The organism is Salipiger marinus, assembly GCF_035481585.1.
In the GTDB taxonomy this organism is placed as follows: domain Bacteria; phylum Pseudomonadota; class Alphaproteobacteria; order Rhodobacterales; family Rhodobacteraceae; genus Salipiger; species Salipiger marinus.
Genome location: NZ_JAYKSL010000019.1, coordinates 40,823 through 65,176 on the forward strand (window position 1 = coordinate 40,823; position 24,354 = coordinate 65,176).

22 protein-coding genes are annotated in these 24,354 nt (G+C 68.6%); 12 read left to right on the forward strand and 10 right to left on the reverse strand.

Annotated elements, in window-relative coordinates; genetic code table 11:
• Window positions 1-56: 56 nt before the first annotated feature.
• Window positions 57-1,382 carry a PQQ-binding-like beta-propeller repeat protein gene (locus tag VK682_RS20645; RefSeq protein WP_089850327.1) on the reverse strand — a complete coding sequence of 442 codons (1,326 nt, stop codon included), beginning with the start codon at window positions 1,380-1,382 and terminating at the stop codon, window positions 57-59.
• Between the two features lie 54 nt (window positions 1,383-1,436).
• Window positions 1,437-2,096 carry a tetratricopeptide repeat protein gene (locus VK682_RS20650; protein ID WP_089850325.1) on the reverse strand — a complete coding sequence of 220 codons (660 nt, stop codon included), beginning with the start codon at window positions 2,094-2,096 and terminating at the stop codon, window positions 1,437-1,439.
• A gap of 246 nt (window positions 2,097-2,342) precedes the next feature.
• Between VK682_RS20650 and VK682_RS20655 the strand changes: the two genes are divergently transcribed.
• Genes VK682_RS20655 through VK682_RS20665 form a run of 3 tightly spaced genes read left to right on the forward strand, consistent with a single transcriptional unit; the run spans window position 2,343 to window position 7,983 of the window.
• Window positions 2,343-3,632, forward strand: coding sequence for an efflux RND transporter periplasmic adaptor subunit (locus VK682_RS20655; protein ID WP_230797741.1), 1,290 nt, complete (start codon window positions 2,343-2,345; stop codon window positions 3,630-3,632).
• On the forward strand, window positions 3,629-7,324 hold the full coding sequence (locus VK682_RS20660) for an efflux RND transporter permease subunit (protein ID WP_324782475.1): 3,696 nt from the start codon (window positions 3,629-3,631) through the stop codon (window positions 7,322-7,324). Before VK682_RS20655 ends, VK682_RS20660 begins: the two co-directional genes overlap by 4 nt.
• Window positions 7,325-7,359: 35 nt before the next feature.
• The gene (locus VK682_RS20665) at window positions 7,360-7,983 is read left to right on the forward strand and encodes an RNA ligase family protein (RefSeq protein ID WP_324782476.1); all 624 of its coding nucleotides are present in this window, start codon (window positions 7,360-7,362) and stop codon (window positions 7,981-7,983) included.
• Between the two features lie 67 nt (window positions 7,984-8,050).
• Here the strand turns inward: VK682_RS20665 and VK682_RS20670 are convergent, their stop codons facing one another.
• Entirely contained in the window at window positions 8,051-8,962 is a 912-nt protein-coding gene (locus tag VK682_RS20670) for an AraC family transcriptional regulator (protein WP_230797738.1), read from the reverse strand.
• A gap of 97 nt (window positions 8,963-9,059) precedes the next feature.
• Between VK682_RS20670 and VK682_RS20675 the strand changes: the two genes are divergently transcribed.
• Window positions 9,060-9,818: an SDR family NAD(P)-dependent oxidoreductase gene (locus VK682_RS20675; RefSeq protein WP_230797737.1), complete on the forward strand. Its 759-nt coding sequence runs from the start codon at window positions 9,060-9,062 to the stop codon at window positions 9,816-9,818.
• Window positions 9,819-9,959: 141 nt separating this feature from the next.
• On the opposite strand, the gene VK682_RS20680 is transcribed toward VK682_RS20675, so the two are convergent.
• Window positions 9,960-10,235: a hypothetical protein gene (locus tag VK682_RS20680; RefSeq protein ID WP_324782477.1), complete on the reverse strand. Its 276-nt coding sequence runs from the start codon at window positions 10,233-10,235 to the stop codon at window positions 9,960-9,962.
• 137 nt (window positions 10,236-10,372) lie between these two features.
• Between VK682_RS20680 and pepN the strand changes: the two genes are divergently transcribed.
• On the forward strand, window positions 10,373-12,922 hold the full coding sequence (pepN, locus tag VK682_RS20685; RefSeq protein ID WP_230797735.1) for an aminopeptidase N: 2,550 nt from the start codon (window positions 10,373-10,375) through the stop codon (window positions 12,920-12,922).
• A complete protein-coding gene (locus VK682_RS20690) occupies window positions 12,919-13,659 on the forward strand; it encodes an SDR family oxidoreductase (RefSeq protein ID WP_230797734.1) in 741 nt (246 codons plus the stop codon). Before pepN ends, VK682_RS20690 begins: the two co-directional genes overlap by 4 nt.
• Window positions 13,660-13,791: 132 nt before the next feature.
• Here the strand turns inward: VK682_RS20690 and VK682_RS20695 are convergent, their stop codons facing one another.
• Entirely contained in the window at window positions 13,792-14,679 is an 888-nt protein-coding gene (locus tag VK682_RS20695) for a lytic transglycosylase domain-containing protein (RefSeq protein WP_089850305.1), read from the reverse strand.
• Between the two features lie 208 nt (window positions 14,680-14,887).
• Here VK682_RS20695 and VK682_RS20700 point away from each other — a divergent pair, with 208 nt between their 5' ends.
• Window positions 14,888-16,117, forward strand: coding sequence for a hypothetical protein (locus tag VK682_RS20700; protein WP_324782478.1), 1,230 nt, complete (start codon window positions 14,888-14,890; stop codon window positions 16,115-16,117).
• Window positions 16,118-16,188: 71 nt separating this feature from the next.
• Window positions 16,189-17,703 carry an Asp-tRNA(Asn)/Glu-tRNA(Gln) amidotransferase subunit GatB gene (gatB, locus tag VK682_RS20705; RefSeq protein WP_324782479.1) on the forward strand — a complete coding sequence of 505 codons (1,515 nt, stop codon included), beginning with the start codon at window positions 16,189-16,191 and terminating at the stop codon, window positions 17,701-17,703.
• 169 nt (window positions 17,704-17,872) lie between these two features.
• Here the strand turns inward: gatB and VK682_RS20710 are convergent, their stop codons facing one another.
• Entirely contained in the window at window positions 17,873-18,289 is a 417-nt protein-coding gene (locus VK682_RS20710; protein ID WP_230797731.1) for a VOC family protein, read from the reverse strand.
• Between the two features lie 544 nt (window positions 18,290-18,833).
• On the opposite strand from VK682_RS20710, the gene VK682_RS20715 reads away from it, so the two are divergent.
• Window positions 18,834-19,370 (forward strand): DUF4177 domain-containing protein, encoded by a 537-nt coding sequence (locus VK682_RS20715; RefSeq protein ID WP_230797730.1) that lies wholly within the window; start codon window positions 18,834-18,836, stop codon window positions 19,368-19,370.
• Window positions 19,371-19,379: 9 nt separating this feature from the next.
• Here VK682_RS20715 and VK682_RS20720 read toward each other — a convergent pair whose 3' ends face one another.
• A complete protein-coding gene (locus VK682_RS20720) occupies window positions 19,380-19,637 on the reverse strand; it encodes a BolA family protein (RefSeq protein WP_089850299.1) in 258 nt (85 codons plus the stop codon).
• Window positions 19,638-19,710: 73 nt separating this feature from the next.
• Between VK682_RS20720 and VK682_RS20725 the strand changes: the two genes are divergently transcribed.
• Window positions 19,711-20,340, forward strand: a complete 630-nt coding sequence (locus tag VK682_RS20725) for a J domain-containing protein (protein WP_089850297.1) — start codon at window positions 19,711-19,713, stop codon at window positions 20,338-20,340.
• A 289-nt stretch (window positions 20,341-20,629) separates the two neighbouring features.
• On the opposite strand, the gene VK682_RS20730 is transcribed toward VK682_RS20725, so the two are convergent.
• From VK682_RS20730 to VK682_RS20740, 3 genes are all read right to left on the reverse strand, one after another.
• Window positions 20,630-21,178 carry a fasciclin domain-containing protein gene (locus VK682_RS20730; protein WP_230797729.1) on the reverse strand — a complete coding sequence of 183 codons (549 nt, stop codon included), beginning with the start codon at window positions 21,176-21,178 and terminating at the stop codon, window positions 20,630-20,632.
• 146 nt (window positions 21,179-21,324) lie between these two features.
• A complete protein-coding gene (locus VK682_RS20735) occupies window positions 21,325-22,029 on the reverse strand; it encodes an anti-sigma factor (RefSeq protein WP_230797728.1) in 705 nt (234 codons plus the stop codon).
• On the reverse strand, window positions 22,026-22,529 hold the full coding sequence (locus VK682_RS20740; RefSeq protein WP_269062087.1) for a sigma-70 family RNA polymerase sigma factor: 504 nt from the start codon (window positions 22,527-22,529) through the stop codon (window positions 22,026-22,028). The genes VK682_RS20735 and VK682_RS20740 overlap by 4 nt, the downstream gene beginning before the upstream one ends.
• A gap of 291 nt (window positions 22,530-22,820) precedes the next feature.
• On the opposite strand from VK682_RS20740, the gene cobS reads away from it, so the two are divergent.
• Both cobS and VK682_RS20750 read left to right on the forward strand, forming a co-directional pair.
• On the forward strand, window positions 22,821-23,807 hold the full coding sequence (gene cobS / locus VK682_RS20745; RefSeq protein ID WP_230797727.1) for a cobaltochelatase subunit CobS: 987 nt from the start codon (window positions 22,821-22,823) through the stop codon (window positions 23,805-23,807).
• A 151-nt stretch (window positions 23,808-23,958) separates the two neighbouring features.
• Window positions 23,959-24,300, forward strand: a complete 342-nt coding sequence (locus tag VK682_RS20750; RefSeq protein ID WP_324782480.1) for a hypothetical protein — start codon at window positions 23,959-23,961, stop codon at window positions 24,298-24,300.
• The last annotated feature ends 54 nt before the right edge of the window (window positions 24,301-24,354 follow it).

The window sequence follows — 24,354 nt, forward strand, 5'->3', positions numbered from 1 at the left end:
CCCCCCCGGGAGTTTACCGGGCAAGATGAAGCTGGAGGCGACGCGCTGGAGCGGGTCTAGCGATAGGCCAGCAGCATGCCGTCGCGGCTGATGACGTAGAGCGTGCCATTGGCGATGACGGGCCGCGTGGTGGCGCCGCCGGGGATCGGGGCGCTGGCCAGCAGCGCGCCGCTGACCGGATCGAAGCTGCGCAGCGCGCCATCCGAGGAGGCGACGATCAGCCGACCGCCCGCCAGCACCGGCCCGTGATTGACGAAGGCCGCGTCGCGGCGGCGCTGCGGCTTGCGGACCGGCACATATCCCGGCAGGTCCACCGCCCAGATCTGTTCGCCCGTGGCGGCGTCAAGCCGGACCAGCCGGTTTTCATCCGAGACGAGGAAGACCGAATCGCCTGCGGGCCAGACCGGGTCCAGCGCGCCCATGCGCGCGGTCCAGAGCCGCTCGCCGCTGCCCGCCTCCAGCGCCACGAGGCGGCCGGACTGGTTGCCCGCATAGATGCGGTTGCCCGCGATCAGCGGATCGCCGGTGATGTCGGTGACGGTGGCGCGGGCCACGCCGGTGCGGCGGCCCACCACATCCGCGCTCCAGATCCGCAGGCCGCCCTGCCGCAGCGCGGCCTGCACCGCGCCCGAGCCGAAGGCGAAGACCACCAGCCGGTCATCCACCGCAGGCGCGGGCGCGCCTGCCATGTTGTTCAGATCCTCGGGGTTCTCGATCTGCCAGCGGATGCGGCCGGTTTCGGCCTCCAGCGTCCAGCCGATGGAATCCGACGAGGTGAGATAGACCAGACCGTCGCGCACGGTGGGGGCGCCGGTGGCGGTGCCGCCCAGCTGCTGCACCCAGATCTCGGCACCGGTGGCGGGATCAAGCGCGCTGACCCGGCCAAAGCCCGAGGCGACATAAAGTCGGCCCTCGGCCACGGCGAGCCCGCCGCCCTGCGCCTGTTCGGCCTGATCGCGCGAGGGCACCATGGATTTCTGCCACAGCACCTGCCCCGACAGCGACAGCGCGCTGAGCTGATGCGCGGAATCGAGCGTGAAGATGCGGCCCCCCGCCACCACCGGATCGACGTTCAGCCGGGCGCGGCGGGTGTCGCCCTGCCCGATCTTCACCGCCATGACCTGCTGCAGCGCGGTGCCGAGGCTGGCGTGATCGGTGCGCGCGAAGGGCGAGACCGGGCTCTGCGCGCTGTCAGGGGCGGCCTGCGGCGCGACCAGCGCCAGCGGCAGCGCGCGGTTGGCGGGGTCGGACGCCTCGGCCAGAGCCGGATCCAGCACCTCGCGCGGGCCGAAACGCTCGCCGGGGAGGATGGCGTCGGGCTCCGCACAGGCGGTCAGCACGGCAAGCGCCAGAAGCGCCGCGGTGGATGTGGTGATGCGCAAGGTCCTGTCCCCGTTCCTGCCTGTCGTCGTCGCGGTCTGGCCCATCTGCGGAGCTCAGCCCGCAGTTTCGGGCGTGCCGCCAAGCGCCACAATCAACTGAGACGCGCGCTGGCGCAAGCCCGCGGTCGTCTCGGCATCGTTCTGGATCGCCTGCAGGCGGCTGATCGCCGCCTCGGTCTCGCCCGCCTCGATGTCGAGCAGGGCAAGCTGTTCCTCTGCCAGCAGCCGCAGCGGCTTGCCGGGCACCGCCATCGCCTCCAGCCGCAGGCGGCGGTCCTCGGGCGTCAGCGCGTCGCCCGCGCCGCTGACCGCCTTGAAGGCGGCGATGTCGCGGTAGATCTCGGCCAGATCGCCATTGGCAGCGGTCTGTTCCAGCAGGGCGGCGGCGGCGGCCTCGTCCCCGGCGCCGGAAAGCTCCGCAGCGGCCAGCAGATCGCGCAGGGCGGCGGCGGCGGCATCGGGCGCTGTCACCTGCTGCACCGCCTCGGCCCGGGCGGCGGGCGCCTCGGCGGCGAGCGCGGTGCTGAGCGCGCTGCCAAAGTCCTGGGCACGCGCCCGGTCCTGGGCTGCGTCATATTCGCGCCATGCGGCCCCGCCCACCAGCGCCACCACGGCAACCACCCCGATCCAGCCATAGCGGCGCATCGCCGTGAAGAGCCGGTCGCGCCGGACCTCTTCGGTCACTTCGTCGATGAAACTGTCGCTGTTGCTCACGGAGGGCCTGCCTTTTCTCGTCCAGTCTTGCCCCCTCTTACCCCGGCAGGCAGGGCCTGCCAAGGCCGGACCCCCCTGCGGCACCAGAGCGGGTTCCCCCGTGAGAGCCGCCTTGAACGGCAGACCTATCCGGGATAAAACTGAACCGGAAAGTTCAGTCGTCCGTAGCCTTCTGCGATAGATGCGGCTGACCCTTTCCGCAGACCCTCGGGGGCGGCTGCAACGCACAGTCACGGGAAGGCCAAAATGCGACCTGTTTCCATCCTGACAGCACTTCTTGTTTCCGCAGCCCTTTACGCCATCGTGCTGGACCGCGAGCGGCTGATGGACTGGGCCCGCGCCATCGCTCCGGCGCAGGCCGAGGCCCCGGCGGCGGCGGCGCAGGCCGAGGCCGAGGCGGTGCCGGATGTGCCCGAGGACGGCGCCGTGGCGGTGATGGCGCAGCATTCCGTGGCCGAGGAAATCGACGATGCGGTGATCCTGCGCGGCGAGACGCAGGCCCTGCGCGAGGTGGAGGTGCGGGCCGAAAGCTCGGGCCGGGTGATCTCGGCGCCGCTGCCCAAGGGCAGCGAGGTCGAGGCCGGGCAGATCCTGTGCGAGCTTGATCCCGGCACCACCGAGGCCGGTCTGGCCGAAGCCCGCGCCCGGCTGGCCGAGGCAGAAGCACAGCGCCCGCTGGTCGAGGCGCGGCTGCCCGAGGCGCGCGCCCTGCTGGCACAGGCGCAGGCACAGCTGGAAGAGGCGCGGATCAACCTGACGGCGGCGGACGAGCTGTCGCGCGGCGGCTATGCCTCGCGCACCCGGCTGGCGGCGGCGGAGGCGGCGCAGCGCATGGCAGAGGCGGGCGTCAGCAGCGCCGAGGCGGGGCTGGAGGCGGCGAAATCCGGGGCCGACACGCTGGAGGCGCAGATCCGCACCGCTGCCGCAGCGGTGGCGCGGGCCGAGGCGGCGGTGGCCGACCTGCGGATCGCGGCGCCTTTTGCCGGGGTGCTGGAAAGCGATACGGCGGAACTGGGCTCGCTGATGGCGGTGGGAAGCCCCTGCGCCACTATCCTGCAGCTCGATCCGATCCGGCTGGTGGGCTATGTGCCCGAGGCCGATGTGGGCCGGGTGGCGCTGGGGGCCCGGGCGGGCGCGCGGCTGACCGGGGGCGAGACGGTGACGGGCGAGGTCACCTTCGTGTCGCGCCGCGCCGACGAGACCACGCGCACCTTCCGCGTCGACATCACCCTGCCCAATCCCGACCAGCACCTGCGCGCGGGCCAGACGGCGGAGATCGCCATCGAGGCCGAGGGCGCGCTGGCGCATCTGATCCCGCAAAGCGCGCTGACGCTGGATGATGACGGGCGCATCGGCATCCGCAGCGTGGCCGGGGACGGCACCGCGCGGTTCCTGCCGGTGCAGGTGCTGCGCGACACCCGTGCCGGGGTCTGGGCCGGGGGCCTGCCCGAAACGGTGGACGTGATCACCGTGGGGCAGGAATATGTCACCGACGGCGTGCCGCTGCGCCCGAGCTTCGAGCAGGTGGTGCAATGACCGGGCTAGTCGACTGGGCCGCCGCGCGCGCCCGCATGGTGATGGCCTTCGTGCTGCTGTCGATCGTGGCGGGGGGCTGGGCCTATCTGACCCTGCCCAAGGAGGGCGAGCCGGATATCGAGATCCCGGCACTTTTTGTATCGGTGCCCTTTCCCGGCATTTCCGCCGAGGATGCCGAAACGCTGCTGGTCAAGCCGATGGAAACCGAACTGGCCGATATCGACGGGCTGAAGACGCTGAGCGGTGTCGCCTCCGAAGGCTATGCGGGCGTGGCGCTGGAGTTCGAATTCGGCTGGAACCGCACCGAAACCATGGCCGAGGTGCGCGACGCCATGACCAAGGCCGAGGCGGATTTCCCCGACGGGGCAGAGCAGTATTCCATCAACGAGATCAACTTTTCCGAGTTTCCCATCCTGATCGTGTCGCTGACCGGTCCGGTGCCGGAACGCACCATGGCCCGCGTCGCCAAGGATCTGCAGGACCGGCTGGAGGCCATCGATTCGGTGCTGGAAGCGGGCATCGCGGGCAATCGCGACGAGATGCTGGAAGTGGTGATCGACCCGCTGAAGCTGGAAAGCTACAACGTGACGGCGGGCGAGCTGATCAGTGTCGTGCAGAACAACAACCTGCTGGTGGCGGCGGGCGAGGTCACCAGCGATCAGGGCGCGTTTTCGGTCAAGATCCCCTCAAGTTTTGACGAGCCGCAGGATGTCTATGCCCTGCCGGTGAAGGTGAACGGCGACCGGGTGGTGACGCTGGGCGATCTGGCCGAGATCCGCCTGACCTTCGAGGACCGGACCGGCACCGCGCGCTTCAACGGCGATCCGGCGGTGGCGCTGCAGGTGGTCAAGCGCAAGGGCTTCAACCTGATCGACACCGCCGCCACCGTGCGCGCCACGGTGGAGGAGGCCCGCGCGGGCTGGCCTGCGGAACTGCGCGCCTCGGTGGTGCCGGTGGCGTCCAACGACCAGTCGCGCATCGTCAATTCCATGGTGGAACAGCTGGAAGGCGCGGTGCTGACCGCCATCGCGCTGGTGATGATCGTGGTTCTGGCAAGCCTTGGCACCCGTGCGGCGCTGCTGGTGGGTTTTTCCATCCCCACCTCTTTCCTGCTGTGTTTCCTGCTGCTGGCGGGCATGGGCATCACCATTTCCAACATCGTGATGTTCGGGCTGATCCTTGCCGTGGGGATGCTGGTGGATGGCGCCATCGTCGTGGTGGAATATGCCGATACCCGCATCTCCGAAGGCACCGGCCCCATGCATGCCTATGTGGAGGCGGCCAAGCGCATGTTCTGGCCGGTGGTCAGTTCCACCGCCACAACGCTCTGCGCCTTTCTGCCGATGCTGTTCTGGCCGGGGGTGGCGGGGCAGTTCATGGGCATGCTGCCGGTCACGCTGATCTTCGTGCTGTCGGCCTCGCTGGTGGTGGCGCTGATCTATCTGCCGGTGCTGGGCGGGGTGTCGGGCCGGTTCTCGCGCAGGCTGGGCCATGCCGGGGACGCGCTGCGCCGCGCCGTGCCGGTCTGGCCGCTGCGCGCGCTTCTGGTGCTGGTGGCGCTGGCGGGGATGTTCGCGGGCGCCATGCTGGTGCTGAACCCTGCGTTTTTTGGCCCGCCCCTGATCGAAGGGCGCGGCGCCCGCCTGCCCGGCGTCGCGGTGTTTCTGGTCTTTGCCGTTATGGCCTCGATCACGCTGGATGCCGCGCGCATCGAACGCCGCCGCACCCGGATCCGCACCCGCAGCGGGCGCACGCCCTTTGGCCATGTGATCGAGCTGGTGGCGGGCAATCCGGTCATGCCGCTGGTGACCATCGGCGCGGTGATCTTCTTCGTGGTCTCGGTTTTTGGCTATTACGGCCAGAACAACAACGGCACCGAGTTCTTCGCCGAAAGCGAGCCGGAACAGGCGATCGTCTATGTCCGGGCGCGGGGCAACCTGTCGCTGGTGGAAAAGGACGCGCTGGTGCGGCGGGCCGAAACCATCGTGCTGGCCCATCCCGGGGTGGACACCGCCTTTGCCTTTGCCGGGGATGGCGGGCTGTCCTCCAACACCGGCGGCACGCAGCCGCCCACCGACACCATCGGCCAGATCCAGCTGGAAATCTTGCCATGGGAAAACCGCCGCAACCGCCCCGATCTGGACGGCGATCTGGTGCTGGCGGAACTTTCTGACCAGCTTGCCACCATCCCCGGCGTGATGACCGAAATCCTCAACCTTGCCATGGGCCCTGCCTCGGCCAAGCCGGTGCATCTGCGGCTCAAATCCGACAACTGGGAGGCGCTGCAGACCGCCACGGCGCAGGCCCGGGCGCAGTTCGATGCCATGCCGGGGCTGCGCCTGATCGAGGACACCCGCCCCCTGCCCGGCATCGACTGGCAGATCGACGTGGATGTGGAACAGGCGGGCCGCTACGGCGCCGATGTGGCGACGGTGGGCGCCATGGTGCAGCTGGTGACGCGGGGCGTCCTGCTCGACACCATGCGCGTGCCAAGTTCCGACGAGGAAATCGACATCCCCGTGCGCTTCCCCGAAGAGTATCGCGTGCTGTCGACGCTGGACACGCTCAGGGTGCGCACCCCGGAAGGGCTGGTGCCGCTGTCCAACTTCGTCACCCGCCAGCCGGTGCCCAAGCTGGCCGAAATCAACCGCGTCGACCGCAAGCGCCATTTCGACATCAAGGCGGGGGTGACCGATGGTCTGGTGAAGGTCATGGCCGGGGATGCGGTGCTGGCCTATGCCACCGAATCTCCCGAGGGCGATCTGACCCGGGGCGAGACCACCTATGCCGTGACCCGGCTGGAGCCGGGGGTGGACCGTGCCGCCCTTGCCGCAGAGGGGGTGACGGTGGTGCCGGTCAATGCCAATGAACGCATCGCCACCCTGACCGGCTGGCTGGAGGCCAATCCCCTGCCCGCGGGCGTCGACTGGGAATGGACCGGCGATCAGGAGGAAGAGGCGGAAAGTCAGGCCTTCCTCATGCAGGCCTTTGCCGCCGCCCTTGCGCTGATGTTCATCATCCTGCTGGCGCAGTTCAACAGCATCTACAACGCGGTGCTGGTGCTGCTGGCGGTGGTGCTGTCCACGGCGGGGGTGTTTCTGGGGATCCTCGTGCTGGACCAGACCTTTTCCATCATCATGTCGGGCACCGGCGTCGTGGCGCTGGCGGGGATCGTGGTGAACAACAACATCGTGCTGATCGACACCTATCAGGACTATTCCCGCTACATGCCCCGGATCGAGGCGATCATCCGCACCGCAGAGGACCGGCTGCGCCCGGTGCTGCTGACCACCATCACCACCATCGCGGGGCTGTTCCCGATGATGATCGGACTCAGCCTCGATTTCTTCGGCGGCGGCTATACGGTGGATGCGCCGACCTCGCTGTGGTGGAAGCCGCTGGCGGCCGCGGTGGTGTTTGGCCTGTCGGTGGCGACGGTGCTGACGCTGGTCTTCACCCCCGCCATGCTGGCGCTGCGGGTCTGGCTTGCCACCTATGCGCATTGGCTGGCCCGGCTGCTGGCGCGGCTGTCCTTCGGACGCGGCAGCCGGGCGGCGCGGGACTGGGCCCTGCAGCGCGCGGCGCGCAAGCTGAAGGCCCCGCTGATCCTGTGGGACGAGCTTGACGCGCCCGCACAGGCCCAGACCTCGGCAGAGCCGCGCGCCACCCCGCCGCTGCGCGCCGCCGAATAGGCGGCCCGGCACAGCAGGCGTGGTATGGCCCCGGCATGAAGAAATACGGTCGCACCTTTCATCTGCCGATGTCGCCGGGCGCGACCAGCGACGACAAGATCATGCCGTCGCTGCAGGGGCTCATGGCACCCGATCTTGTCGTCACGGAAAAGATGGACGGCGAAAACACCACCCTCCATTCGCGCGGCTGTCATGCGCGCAGCCCCGACAGCCGGTATCATCCGTCACGGGACTGGCTCAAAGCCTTTGCGGCGGGGATTTCTCCGCAGCTGGCGGAGGACGAGCGCATCATCGGGGAAAACCTTTTTGCCCGGCACGCCATCGCCTATGACGCGCTGCCTTCCTTCTTTCTTGGCTTCGCATGGATCATCGGGGACCAGATCCAGCCTTGGGATCAGACGCGGGCCCGGTTCGAGTCGCTGGCGATCCAGCCCGTGCCAACGCTCTATCGTGGCCCCTACCGCCCGGGACTGTTCGAGGATCTGGCGCTGTCGCTGGATCAGCGCCGGCAGGAGGGGTTCGTGGCCCGCACCGCAGAGGGGTTTCCGGAGTCCGCCATGCCGGAGCGGGTCGGGAAATATGTCAGGCAAGGCCATGTCCAGACAGAGCTTCACTGGATGCAGGCCGAGCTGATCCGGAACCAAGTGGCCGGATCCTGACAGGCCGCGCTCCACAGTGCTGCATCTTACCCCTGACGATGCGGACCCGCGCCATGAGGCGCGGCGCCTAGCGCGCAGAGTCTCTGGAAAAGGCGCCGGGGGACAGGCCTTCGCGCCGCGCAAAGGCCAGGCCAAAGGCGCTGGCGGATCCGTAGCCGATCCGCCGGGCGATTTCCGCATTGGTCACCCCGCCCTGCCGCAGCAGGGTCTTGGCAATCGCCATGCGCCAGTCCGTCAGATAGTCCATGGGCGCGCGCCCGATCTCGCGGCGGAACCGGTCAAAGAACCCCGAGCGGGACAGACCCGCCTCTTTTGCCAGCCGTGCCACGGAGATGTCGCCCGCCGCATCCGCGTGGATGCGCTGCAGCGCGGCGGCGAGCTGCGGATCGGACATGCCGCGCAGCAGGCCCGGCGGCATGTCCACCCCCGGCCCCGACCGCATCGCCTCGATCAGCAGCACCTCCAGCAGCCGCTCGAGGACCAGCCTGCGCCCTGGACGGTCGGCGCGGGTTTCCTCGTGGATCACCGGCACAAGCGCCATCAGGCGGTCATGGCCAGAGACATGGATCATCTCGGGCAGCAACGACACCAGCAGGTCGCGCGCCGGCGCCGCAAACTGGCAATGGCCGACCAGCGCCCGCATGTCGATGTCGGCCGCCACCGGACCCAGACGGAACCGTCCCGGCCCCGTTTCCAGCGGCAGGCGCGGCACCTGCGGCGGCGGCGGTACAGCGCTGGTCATGGTAAATCCGTGCAGATCCGGGATCAGGACAAAATCACCGGCTTTCAGCGTCACGGCGGCCCGCCCCGTCACCTGCAGGCGGCAGCCTCCCTCGACAATCGCGCAATAAAACGGGCTGGCCGCATCGCGCCGCTCCACCTGCCACGCCCCGCCGCCCTCGACCATCTTGGAGATGGAGACCGACGGCCGGAGCAGCGCGACCACGCTGGACAGGGGATCTTCGCAATCATCGGGCATGATTCTGGACTTTTGATGGATGATTATGGATATTCGTTTATATTATGATCGCCTTACCCCGTCTATCTCTTTGTCATCACAGACAAGGAGACCCCACATGCCCCGCATCCTCATCACCGGCTGTTCCTCTGGCTTCGGTCAGGCCATCGCCACGCATTTCCACAGCCAAGGCTGGGAGGTTGTCGCCACGATGCGCACCCCCTCCCCCGACGGGCTGCCCGTCTCCGACAGGCTGACCGTGCTGCCGCTTGACGTGACCGATGCGGACAGCATCGCCGCCGCCATCGCCAAAGCCGGCCCGCTTGACGCGCTGGTGAACAATGCCGGTGTCGGAATGCTCAACGTTCTGGAAGGCTCGGACATCGCGCGGGCCCGCGACGTCTTCGAGACCAACGTGCTGGGCGCCATGGCGGTCACGCGTGCCGTCATGCCCGGGATGCGCGCGATGCGCCGTGGCGTGATCGTCAACATCAGCTCCAGCGTGACGATCCGCCCGCTGCCCGCGCTGTCGGTCTATACGGCCAGCAAGGCCGCCCTGAACTCCTTTACCGAAAGTTTCGCGCTGGAGGCTGCGGAATTCGGCATCCGCGCCCGGCTCGTGCTGCCCGGAAGCTCGCCGGAAACATCCTTTGCCCGGAACGGCATCTCCCGCATGGGGATGACCGTGCCCGAGCCTTACGAAAGCTTCGTGCAGGATTTCTTCACCAGCCTCCGGTCCTCCCCCGAGAAGACCACGACCCGCGAGGTCGTGGAAGCCGTGTGGCGGGCCGTCACGGAGGACACAGCGCCGATGCGGCAGGCGGCGGGCGCGGATGCGCGGCGCGCCCTGCGGGAGATGGGTCTGGCGGAGGTCTGAGCTGCCGAAGCGGGGCGCTGGCCCCGCCAATGTCGTGGCGCCTGTGGCGGCGTCTGCGCCGCGCTCCGGAGGTCCGGCACGCAAAAGGCCCGGCGTTTGCCGGGCCTTAAGTGGCGGTGCCCCTGAGGGAAAGGGTCGCCGTCAGTCTGCTGCGGGCGGGGTGCCGGTGCCTGCCTCGGTGTCGCTCGGCGTGGTTTCGGTGCCGGTGACGGTAGGCGCGTCTTCCGCCGGAACCTCGCTCTGTCCGGTGGTGGCCGGGTCGGCCACGGGCTCCGTTTCGGGGGTGGTGTCGGTCATGGCATAGGCCAGCCATATGACGAACAGCACCGCCACAACGGCAAGCCCGCCCCAGATCCCCCAGAGCGGACCCTTGTGGCGGCGCTTCTGTCGGTCCAGATTGGTGTCGGGTGCAGACATGGCATTTCCTCTCGGCAGGTTCCGGCCGGGGGGCCGGGATATGGGGTGGGCGGCGACAGCGCCGCATCTTCTTCATGCCTCAACGTCCGCACCGCCAATCCGGTTCCGGATCACAGCTTTCGACGAAGGACAGCAGGATGAAAGACGCGCAGGCCCAGACCATTTACCTTCGGGATTACACGCCCTTCGGCTGGACGGTGGAGAGCGTCCACCTGACCTTCGTTCTGGCGCCGGAGGCGACGCGGGTGCGGTCGCGTCTGCGCTTCGTGCCCGACCCCAAGGCCCCCGCGCAGGAGTTTTTCCTGCAGGGCGAGGATCTGACCCCGATCAGCTTTGCCATCGACGGCACCCCCGTCACCCCCGAGATCACCCCGGAGGGCCTGCGGGCCAAGGTGCCCGACGGCCCCTTCACCTTCGAGGCGGAGGTGGAGATCGCGCCGCTGCACAACACCGCGCTGGAGGGGCTTTACATGTCGCGCGGCATGTATTGCACCCAGTGCGAGGCCGAGGGCTTTCGCAAGATCACCTTCTATCCCGACCGGCCCGACGTGATGTCGGTCTTTACCGTGCGCATCGAAGGCGGCGAGCCGGTGAAGCTGTCCAACGGCAATCCGGTGGGCGCAGGCGAAGGCTGGGCCGAATGGCACGATCCGTGGCCCAAGCCCGCCTATCTGTTTGCGCTGGTGGCGGGCGATCTGGTGGCGCAGTCCGACAGCTTCACCACCCGGTCGGGGCGCGAGGTGGCGCTGAACCTCTGGGTGCGCGAGGGCGATCTGCACAAATGCGCCTTCGGCATGGAGGCGCTGAAAAGCTCCATGGACTGGGACGAGCGCGTCTATGGCCGCGAATACGATCTGGACGTGTTCAACATCGTCGCCGTGGATGATTTCAACATGGGCGCGATGGAGAACAAGGGGCTGAACATCTTCAACTCCTCCGCCGTGCTGGCCAGCCCCGAAACCGCCACCGATGCCAATTTCGAACGGATCGAAGGCATCATCGCGCATGAATATTTCCACAACTGGACCGGCAACCGCATCACCTGCCGCGACTGGTTCCAGCTGTGCCTGAAGGAAGGGCTGACGGTGTTCCGCGACGCGCAGTTCACCTCTGACATGCGCTCGGCGGAGGTGAAGCGGATCGTCGACGTGATCGACCTGCGCGCCCGCCAGTTCGCCGAGGATCAGGGGCCGCTCGCCCATCCGGTGCGGCCCGAAAGCTTTCAGGAAATCAACAACTTCTACACCGCCACCGTCTATGAAAAGGGCGCCGAGGTCATCGGCATGCTCAAGCTCTTGGTCGGCGACGACGCCTATTCCCGCGCGCTGGATCTGTATTTCGCCCGCCATGACGGGCAGGCCTGCACCATCGAGGACTGGCTGCGCGTCTTCGAGGAGGTGACGGCGCGGGATCTGTCGCAGTTCAAGCTATGGTATGCGCAGGCGGGCACGCCACGGCTGGCCGTGGCCGAGGACTGGCAGGACGGCACCTATACGCTGACCCTGCGCCAGACCACGCCGCCCACCCCCGGCCAGCCCGACAAGGCGCCGCTGGTGATCCCGGTGGCGCTGGGTCTGCTGTCGCCCGACGGGCACGAGGTGCTGCCCACCACGGTGCTGGAACTGACCGAGGCCGAGCAGAGCTTCGTCTTTCCCGGGCTTGCGGCGCGGCCCGTGCCCTCGCTGCTGCGCGGCTTTTCCGCCCCCGTGGTGCTGGAGCGCGAGAGCAGCCGCGAGGAGCGGGTGTTCCTGCTGGCCCATGACACCGATACCTTCACCCGCTGGGAGGCGAACCGCGATCTGGCCCGCGCCTGCCTGCTGGCCATGGTGACCGACGGGGCCGACCCCGATGCCGCATGGCTCGACGGGCTGGAGACGGTGCTGCGCGACGCCTCGCTTGATCCCGCCTATCGCGCGCTGATGCTGGGCGTGCCCACGCAGTCCGATCTGGCGCAGGCGCTGCATGACCGGGGCGTGACCCCGGATCCGGAGGCGATCTGGGCCGCGACCGAGCGGCTGCGCGACGCCCGCGCCACCCGCTGGGCGGAGCTTCTGCCGCAGCTGGCCGATGAGGCACGGGTGGAGGCGCCCTATCGCCCCGATGCCGCGCAGTCCGGCAGGCGCAGCCTTGGCTCTGCCGTGCTGGCGCTGACCACCCGGCTGGATGGCGGCAGCGCCGCCGAGGCGCAGTATGACCGCGCCGACAACATGACCCTGCAGCTGTCGGCGCTGGCCTGTCTGGTGCAGGCCGGGCGCGGCGCCGAGGCGCTGGCGCGGTTCCGCGCGCAGTGGCAGGGCGACCGGCTGGTGATGGACAAGTGGTTCGGGCTGCAGATCGCGGCCTCTGACCCCGCCGAGACGGTGGCGGTGACCGAGGCGCTGACCCGCGATCCGGATTTCGACTGGACCAATCCCAACCGCTTCCGCGCGGTGTTCGGCGCGCTGGCCGGGCATCACGCCGGGTTCCATCGCGCCGATGGGGCGGGCTATGACCTGCTGGCGGACTGGCTGATCCGGCTCGACGACAAGAACCCGCAGACCACGGCGCGGATGTGCGCGGCCTATCAGAGCTGGCGGCGCTATGATCCGGACCGGCAGGCCAAGATGCGCGCCGCACTGGACCGGATCGCGGCCAAGCCCGGCCTGTCGCGGGACGTGACCGAAATGGTCACGCGGCTGATCGCATGAGCCGGCTGCTTCTGGTCACCGGCGCCAGTGCCGGCATTGGTGCTGCCACCGCGCGGCTTGCCCCCTCTCGCGGCTGGTCGCGGGTGGTGGTGCATTACGGGCGCGACCACGCGGGCGCCGAGGCCGTGGCCGCCGATCTGCGCGCTGCGGGCGCCGAGGCCTTGGTGGTGCAGGCCGACATCGCCGATCCCGCCGCCATCGCCGCGATGATGGCGCAGGTTGCGGCGCAGGCTCCGGGGCCGCTTGATCTGGTGAACAACGCGGGCATCGTGTCGCCCACCGGATCGCTGGCAGATCTGACGCCGGAGCGGGTGCGGCGGGTGTTCGAGGTCAATGTCTTTGGCGCCATCGAAATGGCGCGGGCGGCGGTGGCCTATATGCGCGCCCATGACGGCGGCGGCATCGTCAACCTGTCTTCGGTGGCGGCTCGTCTGGGTTCGGCCCGGCAATATATGGATTATGCCGCCACCAAGGGCGCCATCGACAGCTTCACGCTGGGGCTGGCGGATGAACTGGCCCCCGAGGGCATCCGCGTCAACGCGGTGCGTCCGGGGCTGATCGAGACGGCGATCCATGCCAAGGGCGGCGAGCCCGACCGCATGACCCGCATCGGCCATACCGCACCTCTGGGCCGCCCCGGCAGTGCCGAGGAGGTGGCGGAGGCGATCCTGTGGCTGCTGTCGGACCGGGCGGGCTATGTCACCCGCACGTTGCTGGATGTGGGCGGCGGGCGCTGAGGCCGGGTGACGGGGGAAAAGGGGGCTCTGCCCCCGCCGCCCTCCGGGCGGCTCCCCCGGGATATTTGGGGTCAGAAGAGGCGGCGGGGTCTGGGGGCCACGGGTGTCGCGCCCCGAAACCCCGCGCGCCGGTCAGTCCAGCCTTGGGTCGAACCAGCTGGTGCGGCGGTCTTCCTGCGCCGGCACCCGGCCCTTGGTCGCGATGATCTCGCGCGCATAGGGCGCATCAAGCTGTTTCGGGCGGGCGAGCGGACGGGTCGAGGGACCGCCTGCCATGATGGTCAGCGCCTCGGGGCGCGCGACCGGGCGCAGCGAGCGGGCCAGCCCGCTGCAATAGTCCTGGCTGCGGGTCCATGCCATCATGTCCTCGCGCTTGGAGCGGGAATGGAACGGGCCCCAGTCGGCGGCGACGCCGCGCATGTTGTGGCTGATCACCCCGTCGCGTTTCACCGTGCGCGCCATGATGCGCATGCCGCAGGCAAGGTTCAGGCGCGGGTTCTTCAGCGCCTCGGCGCTGCGCGCCTCGCAGCCATAGCCGCGGGCGGTGGCGGGCAGGATCTGCAGCAGGCCAACCCACTGGCCGCCGCCGCCCACCGCCGTGGGACGCCATGTGCTTTCATGCTTGGCCAGCGCCGAGACGAGCCCCAGCCAGAAGGCCTCGCGCTGGTCGCGCGAGGCGGAGGGATAGGCCGGGCACCATTGCGCGATGTCGGCGGGCACGGTGGCGGGCAGCGCGCGGGCGGGGCCGCGCAGCGCCGAGAGCACCGACAGCGACCAGTCGGTGCGCCCTGCTCCGGTGCCCCAGCGGGCCTCGGGAATGACACGCCGCGCCACGGGGCGCGGGGAGGCCGAAACCGCGAGCAGCGAGTCTGCTTGGGCCTCGGGGGCCTTCGGGCCGGGCGCCATGATCCCGCCGCTGACGGGCGCAGGCGCCGGGGTCAACGGCGCAGGGCCGGTATTCGCGAAGGCGGAGGGCGCCAGAAACAGCGCCGTCACAAGGGGGAAAACTTTGTGCAGCATGGCGTGGACCATGCCGCCTGCCCGCAAAACCGGCAATATATGCGTCCGGACATGCGCGGCGGATTGCCGATGGCCGCACAATGCCTTGGCTCCTGTGCATTTTTTGAGAGCCGGTTTTGCGGAACCCGGGCCCGGGGCCAGTCGGGCTGCCTGCAGAACTCCGTCTTTGCGCCCTGCCTTGGCCCGAATCCCTCCGCAGGCTGGTCGCATGCAACATGGTCCCGCCCTGCCCGCCTTCCGCGCCCTTGTGGCCCGCCTTGCCGACCGGGGCGGGGCCGCCCGCCCTGCCGCGCCGCACGGCGCCCGGGGGGACGGCCCGCCGCCCGCCCGGCTGGATATCGCCGTCTGCGAGGGTGGCAGCGAGGCGGCGGCGCAGGCCCGGATCCGGCTGCACGGGCGGCGTCTGGCCCGGCAGGACCGCTGGGACCAGCTTGCCCGCGCCCTGCGCGAGGCCGATCAGGGGCGCGCGCGGACGCCGGGTGCTGTGCCGGTGGCGCGGCTGCTGGCGGAGGGGGCCGCCGCCGATGCGCTGGAAGCGGCGCTGGCCGCCGCCGACCGCGCCGATGTCGCCCGCGCCCGGGGCATCCTGCAGGTGCTGGAGCAGGGGATGGAGGGGCTGACCGCGGATCCGTGGCTGGCAGCACTGCTGGCACAGGCGCATCTGGCCATGGCGCGGGTCTGGCAGGGGCGGCCCGGCGCGCCCGATCCGACCCCGGCGCGGCGCGAGGCCCGCGCGCAGCATCTGGAGGCAGCGGCGCGGCTGGTGGCGCCGTTCGAGCCGCTGGAGCTTGACTCGCCGCTGCTGGCCGCGCTGCGCTGCGCGCTGCTGGACCGCGCGGCGCGGCCCGGGGCGCGGGTCGCCGATGATTACGAGGATCTGATCGATCTCGACCCCGGCAGCCCCGAGCACATGCGCGCACTGGGGCGCGACCTGCATCCGGCACGGTTCGGCAGCTGGCGCAGGCTTGATCTGGAGGCGCGGGGGTGCGCGCAGCGCACCGCCGATCTGTGGGGGGCTGGCGGCTATGTCTGGGTGTGGATGGATGTGCTGGCCGGGGACAGCCGCGGCTTTGCCCATGTGGAGGCGGAGCTGTTCAGCGAAGGGCTGCATGACATTCTGGCCCGGCGCGACGGCCAGCACATGGCGAACCTGCTGGCGGCCTATTGCGGGCTGACCCTGTCGGGCGCCGCCGGTCCCGGCACGGCGCGGGCGCGGATCACCGGCGCGCTTGGCTGGATCCTGCGCGACCACCTGCGCGAGATCCATCCCGAACTCTGGGCCGAGGCACGGCCCGGCGCGGGCAGCGGCGACACGGCGCTGCGGCGCGGCAAGGTCCGCGCGCTGTCGGTGCTGGCCGAACATTTTGCCGCCGATCTGCGCCGGGGCCATCGCGTGGTGATCTCTGCCCAAGGGCTGGAGATCCGCGCAGCCGGCTGAGCCGCCTGTGCCCTTGCCCCCCCTGCCGCTCTGGCGTATCCCCATGTCATTCTGCCAGACGAGGAACCGCCATGCTTGACCTGAGCTTCGAGCCCCCCAGACCCAAGGTCATCGCCGGGGCGAAACACGACTGGGAACTGGTGATCGGGATGGAGATCCATGCCCAGATCTCGTCCCAGTCGAAGCTCTTTTCCGGCGCCTCCACCCGGTTCGGCGCCGAGCCCAATTCCAATGTCGCCTTCGTGGATGCGGCCATGCCCGGCATGCTGCCCGTCATCAACGAATTCTGCGTGGAACAGGCGGTGCGCACCGGGCTGGGGCTGAAGGCGCAGATCAATCTGAAATCCGCCTTCGACCGCAAGAACTACTTCTATCCGGATCTGCCGCAGGGCTATCAGATCAGCCAGCTCTATCACCCCATCGTGGGCGAGGGCGAGGTGATCGTGGACATGGAGCCGGGCATCGCGCGGCTGGTGCGCATCGAACGCATCCATATCGAACAGGATGCGGGCAAGTCGATCCATGACATGGATCCGGCCATGTCCTTTGTCGATCTCAACCGCACCGGCGTGGCGCTGATGGAAATCGTCAGCCGCCCCGACCTGCGCGGCCCCGAAGAGGCGGCGGCCTATGTGGCCAAGCTGCGCCAGATCCTGCGCTATCTGGGCACCTGCGACGGCAACATGCAGAACGGCAACCTGCGCGCCGACGTGAACGTGTCGGTCTGCCGCCCCGGTGCCTATGAGCGCTATCAGGAAACGCAGGATTTCGGCCATCTGGGCACGCGCTGCGAGATCAAGAACATGAACTCCATGCGGTTCATTCAGGCGGCGATCGATTACGAGGCACGGCGCCAGATCGCCATCCTTGAAGCGGGCGGCACGGTGGATCAGGAAACCCGGCTTTACGATCCCGACAAGGGCGAGACGCGGTCGATGCGGTCCAAGGAAGAGGCGCATGATTACCGCTACTTCCCCGATCCGGACCTGCTGCCGCTGGAAATCGAACAGGCTTGGGTCGACGACATCAGGGCGACGCTGCCGGAACTGCCCGACGCCAAGAAGGCGCGCTTTGTCACCGAATTCGGCCTGTCGGAATATGACGCGGGCGTGCTGACCGCCGAAGTGGTGAACGCCGCCTATTTCGAAGAGGTGGTGACCGGCTGCGGCGACGGCAAGCTGGCCGCGAACTGGGTCATCAACGAACTCTTCGGTCGGCTGAAGAAGGAAGGCCACGAGATCACCGAAAGCCCGGTCAGCCCCGCCCAGCTTGCGGGCATCATCACGCTGATCAAATCGGGCGACATTTCCGGCAAGATCGCCAAGGACGTGTTCGAGATCGTCTATACCGACGGCGGCGACCCGGCCCAGATCGTCGAGGCGAAGGGGCTGAAGCAGGTCACCGACACCGGCGCCATCGAGGCTGCCGTGGACGAGATCATCGCCGCCAACCCCGCGCAGGTCGAAAAGGCCCAGCAGAACCCCAAGCTGGCGGGCTGGTTCGTGGGACAGGTGATGAAGGCCACCGGCGGCAAGGCCAACCCGCAGGCGGTCAATGAGATCGTGACGGCCAAGCTGGGCCTCTGAGCGCGGGCCTATTCTGGACAGAAGGGCGGACCCGCAAGGTCCGCCCTTTTTACATGTCCGGCGCCATCAGGGCGAAGGACATTGTGGACCGGCCTCCGGCAAACCGCGCTCTGCTGCGGCGCCTTGGTCGAGGGGATCACCCCTGCCGTGCCACCGTCCGGCTGACGGCCTAGCCGTCCCGCCCGGGCTCGTCCAGAGTGCTGCAAAACAGCGCGATCTTGTTGCCCTGCGGATCACGCAGATAGCCCACGTAGAAACTGCCCCCGTAGGCATCGCGAAAGCCCGGCGGCCCTTCGTCCCGCCCGCCCGCGGCGAGCGCTGCCGCATGAAGGTCGCGGACCTCCTGCTGGCAGCTTGCCTGAAACGCGATCATCGCGCCATTGCCCGCTGATGCGGGTCGCCCGTCAAAGGGCGGTTTGACGTAAAACTCGGGCAGACTGGCGCTTCGGTCCGGGCGTTGCGGCAGCGCGTAACTCAGGCCTTCCGGCCCTTCCTCCAGCCCGTAGCCCAAAGGGGGCAGGATCGCGGAATAGAACCGCTTCGCGCGCGGGATGTCGTCGGCACCGACCGTGACATAACCGATCATGCTGCACATCTCCTGTCAGAGGCCAGGCTGGCGATTGTGCCGGGGCGCGCTCAGGTCATAGCCCGTGGCACGGCCCGGCTCCAGCTTCTGGTGTGGTGCCGCTGCACCGCGCCATCCGGGACCATCGCGGCACCGCCAAGGCCTGCGCATCTGGCAAGGGCCTGCCCGCAAGGTCCGCCCTTTCTGCTGCCTGCGGCCAGCGCAAGCCGCCATGACCCGCGCAAGCAGCTGGACTTCGGCCTATATGAACAGCCTCCTGCGGGCAGCGGCAAAGGCCCCGGATACGCTGCCGGGGCAGCGGGGGAAACGTAAGGAATCCCCCACTCGCGGCTCTGCTCACGGATTTGCTAGGGTTACGTTACCGGGTCCGTGAGTGCCCGGTGCGCGCTGCAGGTCATCGTGGCGGGCGTACCAGTCCATTGAAACTTCGCATTTCCAGCAGCCGAGCCGGGGGAGGGCCACAGGTCCGCCCCCGGTCTTTACTTGGCGGAGCGCCGCCGATACCCCCTTGCCAGACAGCAAGGATCCGGGGAAAACCGCAGCCATGAACAGGTATGAATACAAGGTCGTGCCCGCCCCCGCGAAGGGCGAGAAGGCACGTGGACTGAAGGGCGCGGAAGACCGCTTTGCCTTTGCCATCGAGCGGCTGATGAATGACATGGCCGCGCAGGGCTGGGACTATCAGCGCGCCGAAACCCTGCCGAGCGAGGAACGCAGCGGCCTTGCCTCCAGCCAGACGGTGTGGCGCAACCTTCTGGTGTTCCGCCGGAAGGTGACGCAGGGCGCGCAGATGCCCGCGCCCTCCCCTGCCCCGGCCGTGGTGACGGCACCTGCGCCCGTGGCGGCAGAGACCCCCGCCCCCGCCCCCGCGCCCCGGATCGATCCGCCGCGACAGGGCCCGGTCTTTCCCGACCCCCAGCCCGAGCCGGAGCCGGAGCGCAATCTGCTGCGCGCCACCCGCGAGGCCCCGCTGCGGCCCCCGGCAGAGGCGGGCCCGGACGGCGCGCCCCCGCTGGAGCGTCCGCTCACCGTCCTTTCGGACCGCGACACGCGGACGAAGGACAGCGGCGGCACGGACTGACCGGCAGCGTCAGTCCTGCAGATCCAGCGACAGCGCGTGGATGGCGCCGACCAGATCCCCGCCCAGGGCGCTGTGCACGGCACGGTGGCGGGCGATGCGGCCCATGCCCTTGAACTCCGGTGCGCGCATCCGCACATGGAAATGGCTTTCGCCCCCTTCCTGATACCCCGCATGGCCGATATGTTGCGCGCTCTCGTCGCGCACCTCCAGCTCGGCCGGTGAAAACGCTGCCCTCAGGCGGCTCTCGATTTCCATGACTCGCGACAATTTTCCCTCCGTGACACTTCAATCTCTCGGAGGATTGTCTAAACTGCTGCGTCCGAGTCGAAAAGGTGAGACCATGAGCAGACCCGATCCCTTCGGTTTCGACATGTCGATCAAGTCGGCAAAAAGAAAAAATCCGCGCGGGCGGCGCGGCATGACCGGCGAGCAGGAGACCTCGACCCGCGTGTGTGATCACGAGGGCTGTCAGGAGCCCGGCAAGTTCCGCGCGCCCAAGGCGCCGGACGTGCTGGATGACTTCTTCTGGTTCTGCAAAGACCATGTCCGCGACTACAACAACCAATGGAATTTCTTCCACGGCAAGACCGAGGCGGAGATGAACGCGCAGTCCACGGCCGACAAGGTCTGGGAGCGCAAGACCAAGGATTACCGCGATCCCGAAGCGCGGGCCTGGGCCCGGCTGGGCATCGAGGACGCGCATCAGGTGCTGGGCGAAAACGCCACGCGCAATCCGGGCCGCAACAAGGCGGCGGGCACCGGGCGCCGCCTGCCCCCCACCGAAAAGCGCGCGCTGGAGATTCTGGACCTGCGAGATGCCGAGACCAAGGCCGAGGTGCGCAAGGCCTACAAGGCGCTGATCAAGGTGCTGCATCCCGACATGAACGGCGGCGACCGCAGTCAGGAAGACCAGCTGCAGGAGGTGGTCTGGGCATGGGATCAGATCAAGGAGAGCCGCAACTTCAAGTGAGCCAGACGGGGATGTGCCGGAAATTTCGGCATCTCCCCGGCCTTTTCGCCGACTCGGCAGCTTCTCGCCTTCGCTCACCCTATGGTTGCACGTTCACGCTGGACGCTCGCCTTCAACACATGGTAGGGCTGGGCTGTCGGTGGAGATGATCCACCGGTGAGCTTCCGCGCTCCCTGTGCCGGACTCTCACGGACCGAACGGGCCTGCACGCCACTCCCCTAGGCGTGCAGGTTGTCCCTGTCTGCCGCCCCGCCGTCACCCTCCGGCGGGGCGGTTTGCCGTCCGGGGCTTACATGGCGGGCAGCAGCACCCGGTCGATCACATGGATGACGCCGTTGGACTGGCGCACATCCGCGATGGTCACGGTGGCAGAACGGCCCTGTTCATCGGTCAGCGTGATCTTGCCGCCCTGCATCCGCGCCTGCAGCGTGCAGCCGCCCACGGTCGGCACCGGATGCACGCCGCCATCATCCGCGATCATCCCGGCGATGGCATCGGACATCACGCTGGCCGCCACGACATGACAGGTCAGGATCTGGGCCAGCTGCGCCTTGTTCTGCGGCATCATCAGCTGCGACAGGCTTTCGTCGGAAATCCGGTCAAAGGCCGCATCGGTCGGCGCGAAGACCGTGAACGGACCTTCGGAATTCAGCGTGTCCACCAGACCGGCCTGCTGCACGGCGGCGACCAGCGTTTCATGATCCTTGGAATTGACCGCGTTCGCCACGATGGTGCGGTCGGCAAACATGGCGGCGCCGCCCACCATCGGGTTTTCCTGCGCGACGACCGGCAGGCCAAGCGGCAGGACCAGAAGGGCAACCTTGAATGCGTCAAACATGATGATAGTTCCTCCAACTGCCCCGCCGGATGTCGGCGGGATCAGTCGAAGTCACGCCATCTGGAGGGGTGGAGTTTCAGCGGCGGCAGCGGTTCCGCTCACATCCGCGTGACCATGCGCAGGCACCCGAAGGTGCCGCGCGACCGTCACAGGCTGGCGGGGATGCGGGCATCCAGCAGGCCGCTGGCCAGCACCGGACCGGTGGGCAGGCCGGTGGGCGATCCGCCCTCGGGCTCTTCGGAAATGGCGACCGTGGCCCCCGGCACCTGCGCCGCCAGATCCTCCGGCAGCCAGATCGAGGTCAGCCCCTCGCCGCGCGCGATCAGGCCCACCGACAGCGGCGTTTCCGCCCCTTCGGGGATCACCCAGATCTGCAGCGCGCGGTCGTCGGGATAATCCCCGCCATCCCAGCGCACCATGAAGGTGCCGGTTTCCGGCGACCAGTGCGCCAGCATGTCGAGCCCCCGGTCGGGCACCCGCAGTTCGGCATAAAGATGCGGATCTTCCGCCGGTCCGACCAGACCCGTGGTCAGTGCGGCCCAGGCCAGCGCCCCGGCGGTGACCGCGCCCAGCAGATAGGGCAGCAGACTGCTGCCAAAGCCCCGGCGGCGGCCATAAAGCCGCGCCTCGATCCGGCGCAGCACCTGCGGCGGCGGCGCCACCGGCGCGATCTCGTCCGTCAGGGTGGAAAAGTAATCCTGCCATGCCTCGACATCGCGCTGCAGGTCACGGTCCTGCCCCAGCCGCGCATGAAAGGCGCGCGCCTCCGCCTCCGGCAGAAGCCCGAGGACGTATTCCGCCGCGGCGGCTTCCCAGCCCCCCGGCAGATCCGTCTCGTCTCGCCCGGTCATCGGCTCAGGCACTCCCTCAGTTGCATCAGGCTGCGTCGCAGCCAGGTTCGAACAGTGTTGAGCTTGACCCCCGTCGCGGTGGACAGCTCGGCATAGGTGGCGCCTTCCAGATAGGCCCTGCGGACCATCTCGGCGCGGTCGGGCGGCAGTTCCCGCAGACAGGCCCCCAGCGCCGCCGCTTCGGCCCGCGCCTCCAGCAGGGCGGCAGGGCCCGGAGAGGGATCGGCCACAAAATCCGCAGCATCGATCGGCTCGGGCCGTCGGCCCGCATCACGCTTCCGCCGCCGGTCCACCGCCGCATTGCGCGCCAGAGTGATCAGCCACGTCATCGGAGAAAACCCGTTGACCCGGTACTGACCGGCATTGTTCCAGACCTTGATGAAGACATCCTGCAATGCCTCCTCGGCTTGGGTGCGATCATCCAAGACACGCAGGCAGACGCCAAAGAGTTTCGCGGAGGTGCGATCATAGAGCGTCCGGAAGGATGCTCTGTCCCCCATCGCGATGCGGGCGATCAGATCCTCGATATCAGGATGCGGGGAAGTCACGGTTTATTTTTCGCCGGTCTCTGTTCGTCGAGCGATACCCTAGCGCGGGCCGCTGGCCCCGGCAAACATATTCGCGGACAGATATTTGAGCGCGCTCCCGACCGGTGCTGCGGCGCAGCTTTGCCCGCGCCGCCGCCAATCACCGGCCCGCCCGGCGGCGATGCGCCCGCGCCCCTTGCCCTTGGTCAGGATATGAGGCACGACGGAGCCCAAGTTTCTTCACGACCGGACAGGGGCACGACCATGGCGGATGGCATCATCGACATCAATGCGAAACCCACCGAGGAAATCTCGGTCCGCGAGGTGTTCGGCATCGACACCGACATGGTGGTGCATGGCTTTGCCGACCGCACCGACCGCGTGCCGGATCTGGACAGCACCTACAAGTTCGACCCCGACACCACGCTGGCCATCCTTGCGGGCTTTCGCAACAACCGCCGCGTGATGATCCAGGGCTATCACGGCACCGGCAAATCGACCCATATCGAACAGGTGGCCAGCCGCCTGAACTGGCCGGCCGTGCGGGTCAACCTCGACAGCCATATCAGCCGGATCGACCTGATCGGCAAGGACGCGATCAAGCTGGTGGACGGCAAGCAGACCACCCAGTTTCAGGAAGGCATCCTGCCCTGGGCGCTGCGCAACCCCTGCGCCATCGTGTTCGACGAATATGATGCAGGCCGCGCCGACGTGATGTTCGTGATCCAGCGCGTGCTGGAAACCGACGGCAAGCTGACGCTGCTGGACCAGAATCAGGTGCTGACCCCGCACAAGTATTTCCGCATCTTCGCCACCGCCAACACCGTGGGTCTGGGCGACACGACCGGGCTTTACCACGGCACCCAGCAGATCAACCAAGGCCAGATGGACCGCTGGAGCCTCGTGGCGACGCTGAACTATCTCAGCATCGATGCCGAAGTGAACATCGTGCTGTCGAAGGCCCCGCATTACAACAACGAGAAGGGCCGCAAGACCATCCGCCAGATGGTGACCGTGGCCGACTTCACCCGCCGCGCCTTCATGAACGGCGAACTGTCGACGGTGATGTCGCCGCGGACGGTTATCGCCTGGGCGCAGAATGCCGAGATCTTCCGCAACGTGGGCTACGCGTTCCGGCTGAGCTTTCTCAACAAATGCGACGAGCTGGAACGCCAGACGGTGGCGGAATTCTACCAGCGCTGCTTTGACGAGGAACTGCCCGAAAGCGCCGCAAGCCTGTCCATCGCGTGACCGGGCGCGCTTCGCGAGGGACAGCCGCTGCGGGGGGGGGGGGGGGAGAGGGGGGGGGGAGGCTGTCCATCGCGTGACCGGGCGCGCTCCGCGAGGGACAGCCGTTGCCGGGGGCCCCTCCCCCCCGCGCCTGCGGCGCTCCCCCCGGAGTTTGACGGGCAAGATGAAAGGGCCGGGGCTGTGCCTCGGCCTTCTGCTTGCCGCGGGTCCGGGCGCGGCGGACAGCGACGCGGCGCTGCGCTGCGCCGCCTTCTGGCAGGCCTCCGCCGATATCCGCCGCGGCTCCCCCGGTTACGGGATCAGCCCTGCCACATCTGAAGCGCTGGCGGATGACTTCCGGGCGCGCATCACCACACCCGATGACGCCGCCTTCGCCCGTGAACGGGAGGGATTCCGGCTGCTACATCGGGGCGTGCTTCGCGGCGACAGGCAGAGCCGGGATCTCGCCGAACGCATCGCCGCGCGCTGCGATGGGCTGCTGCGCGCGGAGTAGCGCTTTCATCTTGCCCCTAAACTCCGGGGGGAGCGCCGCAGGCGCGGGGGGGGG

Bases quoted from the DNA above. Each gene is read 5' to 3' on its own strand.
- VK682_RS20730 (WP_230797729.1), bottom strand. From the start codon at position 21,178: ATGTTTGACGCATTCAAGGTTGCCCTTCTGGTCCTGCCGCTTGGCCTG.
- VK682_RS20655 (WP_230797741.1), top strand. From the start codon at position 2,343: ATGCGACCTGTTTCCATCCTGACAGCACTTCTTGTTTCCGCAGCCCTT.
- VK682_RS20735 (WP_230797728.1), bottom strand. From the start codon at position 22,029: ATGACCGGGCGAGACGAGACGGATCTGCCGGGGGGCTGGGAAGCCGCC.
- VK682_RS20695 (WP_089850305.1), bottom strand. From the start codon at position 14,679: ATGCTGCACAAAGTTTTCCCCCTTGTGACGGCGCTGTTTCTGGCGCCC.
- VK682_RS20740 (WP_269062087.1), bottom strand. From the start codon at position 22,529: ATGGGGGACAGAGCATCCTTCCGGACGCTCTATGATCGCACCTCCGCG.
- VK682_RS20725 (WP_089850297.1), top strand. From the start codon at position 19,711: ATGAGCAGACCCGATCCCTTCGGTTTCGACATGTCGATCAAGTCGGCA.
- VK682_RS20675 (WP_230797737.1), top strand. From the start codon at position 9,060: ATGCCCCGCATCCTCATCACCGGCTGTTCCTCTGGCTTCGGTCAGGCC.
- VK682_RS20680 (WP_324782477.1), bottom strand. From the start codon at position 10,235: ATGTCTGCACCCGACACCAATCTGGACCGACAGAAGCGCCGCCACAAG.
- VK682_RS20700 (WP_324782478.1), top strand. From the start codon at position 14,888: ATGCAACATGGTCCCGCCCTGCCCGCCTTCCGCGCCCTTGTGGCCCGC.
- VK682_RS20710 (WP_230797731.1), bottom strand. From the start codon at position 18,289: ATGATCGGTTATGTCACGGTCGGTGCCGACGACATCCCGCGCGCGAAG.
- VK682_RS20665 (WP_324782476.1), top strand. From the start codon at position 7,360: ATGAAGAAATACGGTCGCACCTTTCATCTGCCGATGTCGCCGGGCGCG.
- cobS (WP_230797727.1), top strand. From the start codon at position 22,821: ATGGCGGATGGCATCATCGACATCAATGCGAAACCCACCGAGGAAATC.
- VK682_RS20715 (WP_230797730.1), top strand. From the start codon at position 18,834: ATGAACAGGTATGAATACAAGGTCGTGCCCGCCCCCGCGAAGGGCGAG.
- VK682_RS20690 (WP_230797734.1), top strand. From the start codon at position 12,919: ATGAGCCGGCTGCTTCTGGTCACCGGCGCCAGTGCCGGCATTGGTGCT.
- pepN (WP_230797735.1), top strand. From the start codon at position 10,373: ATGAAAGACGCGCAGGCCCAGACCATTTACCTTCGGGATTACACGCCC.
- VK682_RS20670 (WP_230797738.1), bottom strand. From the start codon at position 8,962: ATGCCCGATGATTGCGAAGATCCCCTGTCCAGCGTGGTCGCGCTGCTC.
- gatB (WP_324782479.1), top strand. From the start codon at position 16,189: ATGCTTGACCTGAGCTTCGAGCCCCCCAGACCCAAGGTCATCGCCGGG.
- VK682_RS20660 (WP_324782475.1), top strand. From the start codon at position 3,629: ATGACCGGGCTAGTCGACTGGGCCGCCGCGCGCGCCCGCATGGTGATG.